General features: G+C 70.1%; 6 protein-coding genes. 3 read left to right on the top strand and 3 right to left on the bottom strand.

What is annotated here, in order from left to right; genetic code table 11:
* Together ACFU7D_RS28120 and ACFU7D_RS28115 are read right to left on the bottom strand one after the other, a co-directional pair.
* Positions 1 to 2,187 (bottom strand): HelD family protein (locus tag ACFU7D_RS28120; protein WP_378873505.1); only part of this gene is annotated, 2,187 nt, incomplete at its 3' end.
* A 116-nt stretch (positions 2,188 to 2,303) separates the two neighbouring features.
* Positions 2,304 to 3,071 (bottom strand): enoyl-CoA hydratase family protein, encoded by a 768-nt coding sequence (locus ACFU7D_RS28115; RefSeq protein WP_378873503.1) that lies wholly within the window; start codon positions 3,069 to 3,071, stop codon positions 2,304 to 2,306.
* 19 nt (positions 3,072 to 3,090) lie between these two features.
* On the opposite strand from ACFU7D_RS28115, the gene ACFU7D_RS28110 reads away from it, so the two are divergent.
* On the top strand, positions 3,091 to 3,672 hold the full coding sequence (locus ACFU7D_RS28110) for a protein-L-isoaspartate O-methyltransferase (protein WP_378873501.1): 582 nt from the start codon (positions 3,091 to 3,093) through the stop codon (positions 3,670 to 3,672).
* Here ACFU7D_RS28110 and ACFU7D_RS28105 read toward each other — a convergent pair.
* Positions 3,669 to 4,802 (bottom strand): YihY/virulence factor BrkB family protein, encoded by a 1,134-nt coding sequence (locus tag ACFU7D_RS28105; protein ID WP_378873499.1) that lies wholly within the window; start codon positions 4,800 to 4,802, stop codon positions 3,669 to 3,671. The genes ACFU7D_RS28110 and ACFU7D_RS28105 overlap by 4 nt on opposite strands.
* A 96-nt stretch (positions 4,803 to 4,898) precedes the next feature.
* Between ACFU7D_RS28105 and ACFU7D_RS28100 the strand changes: the two genes are divergently transcribed.
* Positions 4,899 to 5,516 (top strand): RDD family protein, encoded by a 618-nt coding sequence (locus ACFU7D_RS28100; protein ID WP_378873497.1) that lies wholly within the window; start codon positions 4,899 to 4,901, stop codon positions 5,514 to 5,516.
* Positions 5,517 to 5,571: 55 nt separating this feature from the next.
* Positions 5,572 to 6,267, top strand: a complete 696-nt coding sequence (locus ACFU7D_RS28095) for an RDD family protein (RefSeq protein WP_378873495.1) — start codon at positions 5,572 to 5,574, stop codon at positions 6,265 to 6,267.
* The last annotated feature ends 34 nt before the right edge of the window (positions 6,268 to 6,301 follow it).

The following is a 6,301-nucleotide window of genomic DNA, read 5'->3' as shown; positions in this document are numbered from 1 at the left end:
GGAGACGGTGGTCAGCAGCTGGGTGGCGCGGGTGAGGACGACGTAGAGGGTGGCACGGCCGGTGGCCGACTCGCGTTCGATCTCGTCGGGGCTGACCACGACGATGCCGTCGAACTCGAGGCCCTTGGTGTCCAGGCCGGTGAGGACGACGATGCGGTCCTCGCCGGACGGCACCGAGGTCGGGTCGGCGGCGGAGGCAGCAGCCGAGGGAGCGTCGGCTGCGAACTCCGACCAGGACGCCAGCCATGAGTTGACCTCGGAGCGGCGCGCGACCGGGACCACGATGCCGACGGTGCCGCCGACCTGCGACGCGATCTCGCCGACCGCCTCCCGGGTGGCCTTCTCCAGGTCGGCCGCGTGCTCGATGACCTGCGGCTCGACGCCGGTGGAGCGGACCGCGGTGGGCAGGTCGGCGTCGAGCCCGACCCGCTCGGCGTAGGCGGCGGCGAAGCCGTAGATCTCGGCAGAGTTGCGGTAGTTCGTGGACAGGTGGAACGCGTGAACCGGCTTGCCCTCGAGCGCCTTGGCCCGGACGGCCTCGGCCTCTTCCGCCACCGGCCACGAGGACTGTGCGGGGTCGCCGACGATGGTCCAGGAGGCCGTACGTCCCCGGCGGCCGACCATCCGCCACTGCATCGGGGTGAGGTCCTGGGCCTCGTCGATGAGGATGTGGGCGAACGGGTCGTCGTCGATCCGGTAGGTCGGCGGGCGCCAGCCCCGGCCCGAGGAGAACTCGCGGTCCGAGGCGGTCATCAGCTCAGCGATGTCGATGCCGCTCTGGTCGGCGTCCCGCTCGTCGGCCACCTGCTCGGGGATGTCGCCGATCGCGTAGCGGAGCTCGTCGAGCAGCGGGATGTCCTCGATCGCCAGGTCGGCGTCGGTCAGGCCCCGACCGGCCCACGACTTGAGGAGCAGCTGCTGCTCGTCGTGGGTCAGGATCCCCTCGGAGACACGGGCGAGGAACTCGGGCTCGCGGAGCCAGCCGAGCACCTCGCGCGCCTCCAGCGCCGGCCACCAGGTGGCGGCGAACTCGAGGAAGGCCGGGTTGTCGAGCATCTCGTCGTTGAAGACCTCGCGGCCTCGCTCGCGGCCGCGCTCGCCGCGTACCTGACGCCAGAGGATGTCGAGAAGCAGCTGAGGTACGCGGCGCAGCTGCTGGTTGCGCCGCCCCTGACCCATCAGCTGTCGCCGCAGGTCACCGAGGCGCTTGCCGTCCAGCCGCAGCGAGTCGTCGCGGTAGAAGACCTTGAACTCGCGCGGGGAGCCGGGCGCCTGCTGGCGCGAGGCGCGGCGGAGCACCTCGGCCATCCGAACCGAACCCTTCACATCGGCGACGGCGGGGTCGTTGTGCCACGTCGCGCGTACGCCGTCCACGACCTCACCCAGCGAACGCAGCGCCACCGCGGTCTCACCGAGGCTCGGCAGGACGCGTTCGATGTAGCGCATGAAGACGCCCGACGGCCCCACGATGAGCACGCCACCGGACTCGTAGCGGCGACGTTCGGTGTAGAGCAGGTAGGCGGCCCGGTGGAGAGCCACCACGGTCTTGCCCACGCCCGGACCGCCGGAGATGGTCGTGACGCCCTTGCCGGGCGCGCGGATGGCCTTGTCCTGCTCGGCCTGGATGGTCGCGACGATGGAGTGCATCGTGCGGTCCCGGGCGCGGCTGAGCTGGGCGATCAGCGCGCCCTCACCGACGATCGGCAGGTCGGCGCCGGAGCTCTCCAGCGCGTCGGCGTCGAGCAGCTCGTCCTCGACACCGATCACGCTCTGTCCCTCGGAGCGGAGCACCCGCCGCCGGATCACCGACCTCGGCTCGACCGCGGTGGCCTGGTAGAACACCGCTGCCGCCGGCGCCCGCCAGTCGATCAGCAGCGAGTCACGCTCGGCGTCGCGCAGACCGATGCGGCCGACGTAGCGCGGCTCCGGGTCGACCGACGGATCGAGGTCGAGGCGGCCGAAGACCAGCCCCTCGTGAGCTGCATCGAGCTGCGCGATGCGCCGGGCCGCCTGGAAGGCGAACGCGTCGCGCTCGACCAGGCCACCCTCATGCCCCAGGGCCCCACGTTCGCGGCCCTCGTTGGCCAACTCCTGCGCAGCGCGCGCCGACTCCCCCAGCTGGAGGTAGACACGATCTACGAACCCCTGCTCCTGAGCGATCTCGCGCTCAGCCAGCTTGTCGTTCAACTGGATGTTCCCCCGTCACAAAGATCCACACCCGCCGTGCGCCCCCCATGGCGCACGGCAAGGAGGTAACTCTACCCCCGACGTGGTGTTATGCGAGCACGGGTGCCACCAGTCGACTACCTCTTGCGAGACAGGAAGGCGGTCATCGCCTCGCGGGCCTCGTCGGAGCCGAAGAGGCGGGCGGAGAGGGCGGCCATCTCCTCACCGCCGGCGTCGATGTGCTCGACCAGGCCGCGGACCATGAGGCGTTTGGTCTCGCGCAGGCCCTGGGGGGAGCCCTCGAGGAGCGAGGAGGTGATGGCGGAGACCTCGTCGTCGAGCGACTCGGCCGGGACGGCGGCGGTCAGGATGCCGATACGGGCGGCTTCGGCGGCGTCGAACTTGTCGCCGGTGAGGAAGTAGCGGGAGGCGGCGCGGGCGTCGATCCGGGGCAGGATCGAGAGGGAGATCGCGGCGGGGGCCAGACCCAGCCGGACCTCGGTGAGCGCGAACGAGACGGTGTCGGCGGCGATCGCGATGTCGGCGGCGGCGACGAGCCCGAGGCCGCCGGCGCGCACCGGGCCCTGGACCTTCGCCACAACGGGCTTGGTCAGGGCGACGATGGTGCGCTGGAGACGTACGATCCCGCGGGTGCCCTCCTCCATCGGCACCGTCGCGGCCTCGGAGAGGTCGGCGCCCGAGCAGAAGACGGTGCCGGTCGCCTGGAGCACGACCGCCTTGACCGAGGCGTCCTTGTCGGACGCGTGCAGGGCCTCGAACAGCTCGGTGACCAGCTGGCGGGAGAGCGCGTTGCGGTTGGCCGGCGAGTCGAGGGTGATGGTGGCGACACCGTCGGCGACCTCGAGATGAACGAGCTCAGTGGTGGTTTCGGGCGACTCAGTCATGGGGCAGACCTTACGGTGCTTGACTGGACGTGTGGACCCGGTCCTCTATGCATTTTCCGCCATCCCCCGGGAGGGCTTCCTGCCTCCCGAGGAGCGCGGCTTCGCGGGCTTCGACGAGCCGCTTCCGATCGGCCACGGGCAGACCAACTCGCAGCCGCGAACCGTGGCCGACATGCTGCGACTTCTCCAGGTGGAACCGGGCGACAAGGTGCTCGACGTCGGCTCCGGGTCGGGCTGGACCACCGCCCTGCTCGCCCACCTGACCGGTCCCGAGGGCAGCGTCATCGGGGTCGAGCTGGAGCCGTCCCTGGTCAGGTTCGGCCGCCGGAACCTGGCCGCGACCGCCCAGCCGTGGGCCCGCATCGAGAAGGCGAAGTCCGGGGTCCTCGGGTGGCCGCGGCAGGCTGCCTACGACCGCATCCTCGTCTCCGCCGAGGCCGATGCGCTGCCGAACGAGCTGATGGACCAGCTGGCCACGCCCGGTCGGATGGTGGTCCCGGTCGCCGGCCTGATGATGCTGGTCGAACGGAACGAGACCGGCACGGCGCGGCTCAGCAGCCACGGCTGGTATCGCTTCGTGCCGCTGCGCAGGAAAGCCTAAGGAGTACGCCGCGTCGGCTCGTCGTCGTCGGGATGCGGCAGCGCGCGCAGCTGGCCCGGCGGCACCGGGGGCGGCGGCTTGGTCGGCGGCAGGGGTTGGCTGAACTCGTCGCGGCGACGGATCTGCCGCGCGGTCTTGCGGAGCCAGGAGGGGTCCATGACGATCTCGTGGCTGTTGCCGTCGGGCCCGTCGAAGGTGACCGCGACCGTCTCGAAACCCTTGTGGCGCTGCATCAGGGCATAGCTCGCGTAGGCGCGGCGGTCGGCCTCGGTCAGCTCGACGTCGTCGGTGAAGAGGGTCAGCAGCGCGCGCGGCCACAGGTGACGGGAGTAGACGACGTTGACCTCGATCGAGATCACCACCATCAGCGCCGCGATATAGAGGAACGCGACCAGACCGAGGACCAGCGCGAAGGTCTGGTTCATGCCACGGGTGGCGGCGAGCACGTGCTGGACGAACTCCGCGCCGAAGTACTGCAGCACCTGCCACAGCATCGCGAACGTGAGCGCCCCCGGAAGGGCGTGGCCGAGGGCGTGGTCGCGCGTGGTGGCCATCCGGAAGACGACGCAGAGCATGCCGGTGACGATCACGACGGTGCCGAGGATCACCAGCCAGTAGCCGACGTCGACCGCCTTGAACCCGAGGAAGTCCGTGCGGCTCAGCACCAGCGACAACCCGGTCACCGAGAGGATGGCCAGACCGCCGGCAGCGAGCATGAGCAGCGCCCGCACCCTCAGCAGGATCGGGTTGGGACGGCTGTTGCGCGGCACGGACCAGGCGGTGTTGACCGCGTTCTGCAGCGAGAGGCCGAGGCCGAGCGCACCGTAGAGGGCCGTGATACCACCGATGATGATCGCGCCGGTCGAGCCGGTGAGCTCCTTGCGGCCGAGCTGGTCGCCGATGATCGGGAACTGCGCCAGCGCCGTGTCGAGCACCGCCTCCTGCAGACTCGGATTGCCCTCGAGCACGAAACCGAGGATCGAGGAGGCGAGCAGCAGGAGCGGGAAGACGGCCACGAAGGCGTAGTAGGTGATGATCGCGGCGAGGTTGTTGCCCTGGTCGTCCCAGAACTTGTACATCACAGCCAGCGGGAACGCGACCGGCGGGAACCGGCGCTGAGCCCGATCCATTGCCGTCGCCGCTCCAGCCATAAGGGTCAGGCTAACCCCTGTGCGACCCGATAGATTGAACCTCGGTCAGGTCAGCAGGCCAGCACACTCGAGGAGATGACCCACCAGATGTCCAACTTCGGCCCGCCCCCGGGGCCGCCGCCAGGCGCACCGCAGGACCCCGCTCGTGGACCGCAGCCGCAGGCCCCACCCTGGGCACAGCAGGCGTACGTCCCCTCCGGCCCGCCGCTCGCGCCCTGGGTTCAGCGCTTCGCCAGTGGTCTCGTGGACGCCGTGCTGCTGGTGCCGTTCTATCTCGTCGCCAGTGTGGGCGGCGGCCTGGCTCGTGAGTCCGGCATCATCGTCACCGGGCTCGGGGTCCTGGCCATCGTGGCGGGATGGTTCGGCTTCCTCGCCTTCGCGATCTGGAACCAGGTGATCCGGCAGGGCCGCACCGGGCACACGATCGGCAAGGGTCTACTTCGCATCAAGCTCGTCGGGAAGAACCCCGGCGCGACAGCCGGCGTTCCACTGACGCTGTTCCGGCAGGCCTTGAACGCAATCGGCTGGGTGCTGATCTTCCTCACGTACTACGCAGGCTTCGCCTTCCTGTTCTTCGGCGCCGTCATCTGCCTCGTCAACTACATGTGGCCCCTGTGGGACAAGCGGCGGCAGACGCTCGCCGACAAGCTCGTCGGGACCCTCGTCGTCGTGGAGCCGCGGTCGCAGACCTGACGGTCTCAGGCGTGTGCGCTGACATTTGCGTTCCGATGTGGCCATACTCGGCCCCATGTCTAACTACGGCCCGCCTCCTGGTGCCCCGCAGGACCCCTCCGGCCAGCCCCTGCCGCCGACTCCGCCGCCGGCGCCGGCCTACGGTCAGCCCAGCGCTCCGCCGCCTCCGCCCGCGCCCGGCTACGGCGCCGCCCCCGCCGCTCCGACCGGCTACGGGACCGCCCCGGCCGGCTACGGCTATGGCGCCCCGACCCCGCCGTACGCCTCCTGGGGTGCCCGTGCGGGTGCCTTCATCATCGACGGGCTCGTCGGCGCGGTGGCCATGATCCCGTTCTGGATCGGCTACGGCCTGCTCATCGGCGGAGCCGCCGCGGGTGGTGTCTCGGAGTATGACCCGAACACCGGCATGTACACGTCCGCCGGCGAGCCCAACGGGGCGCTCATGGCCATCGGCGGGCTCCTCATGTTCATCGGCTTCCTCGTGAGCCTCGCGTTCCTGTTCTGGAACTACGGCCTGAAGCAGGGCAAGACCGGCTACTCGATCGGCAAGGGCGTCCTCGGCATCAAGGTCGTCAAGGAGGCCGACGGCCAGGTCCTCGGCACCTGGTTCTCGATCGGACGCTTCTTCGTCCACTACCTCGACCAGCTGGCCTGCTACATCGGCTACCTGTGGCCGCTGTGGGACGACAAGCGCCAGACCTTCGCCGACAAGATCCTCAGCACGATCGTGATCATCGAGCCGAAGAAGTAGAGGCAGACGTACGCATCAGGGCCGGTCGCTCACG

The sequence above is a fragment of the Nocardioides sp. NPDC057577 genome (genome assembly GCF_042801335.1).
GTDB lineage: Bacteria > Actinomycetota > Actinomycetes > Propionibacteriales > Nocardioidaceae > Nocardioides.
This window is presented reverse-complemented; position numbering and strand designations above follow the sequence as displayed.

Bases quoted from the DNA above. Each gene is read 5' to 3' on its own strand.
- ACFU7D_RS28115 (WP_378873503.1), bottom strand. From the start codon at position 3,071: ATGACTGAGTCGCCCGAAACCACCACTGAGCTCGTTCATCTCGAGGTC.
- ACFU7D_RS28105 (WP_378873499.1), bottom strand. From the start codon at position 4,802: ATGGATCGGGCTCAGCGCCGGTTCCCGCCGGTCGCGTTCCCGCTGGCT.
- ACFU7D_RS28100 (WP_378873497.1), top strand. From the start codon at position 4,899: ATGACCCACCAGATGTCCAACTTCGGCCCGCCCCCGGGGCCGCCGCCA.
- ACFU7D_RS28095 (WP_378873495.1), top strand. From the start codon at position 5,572: ATGTCTAACTACGGCCCGCCTCCTGGTGCCCCGCAGGACCCCTCCGGC.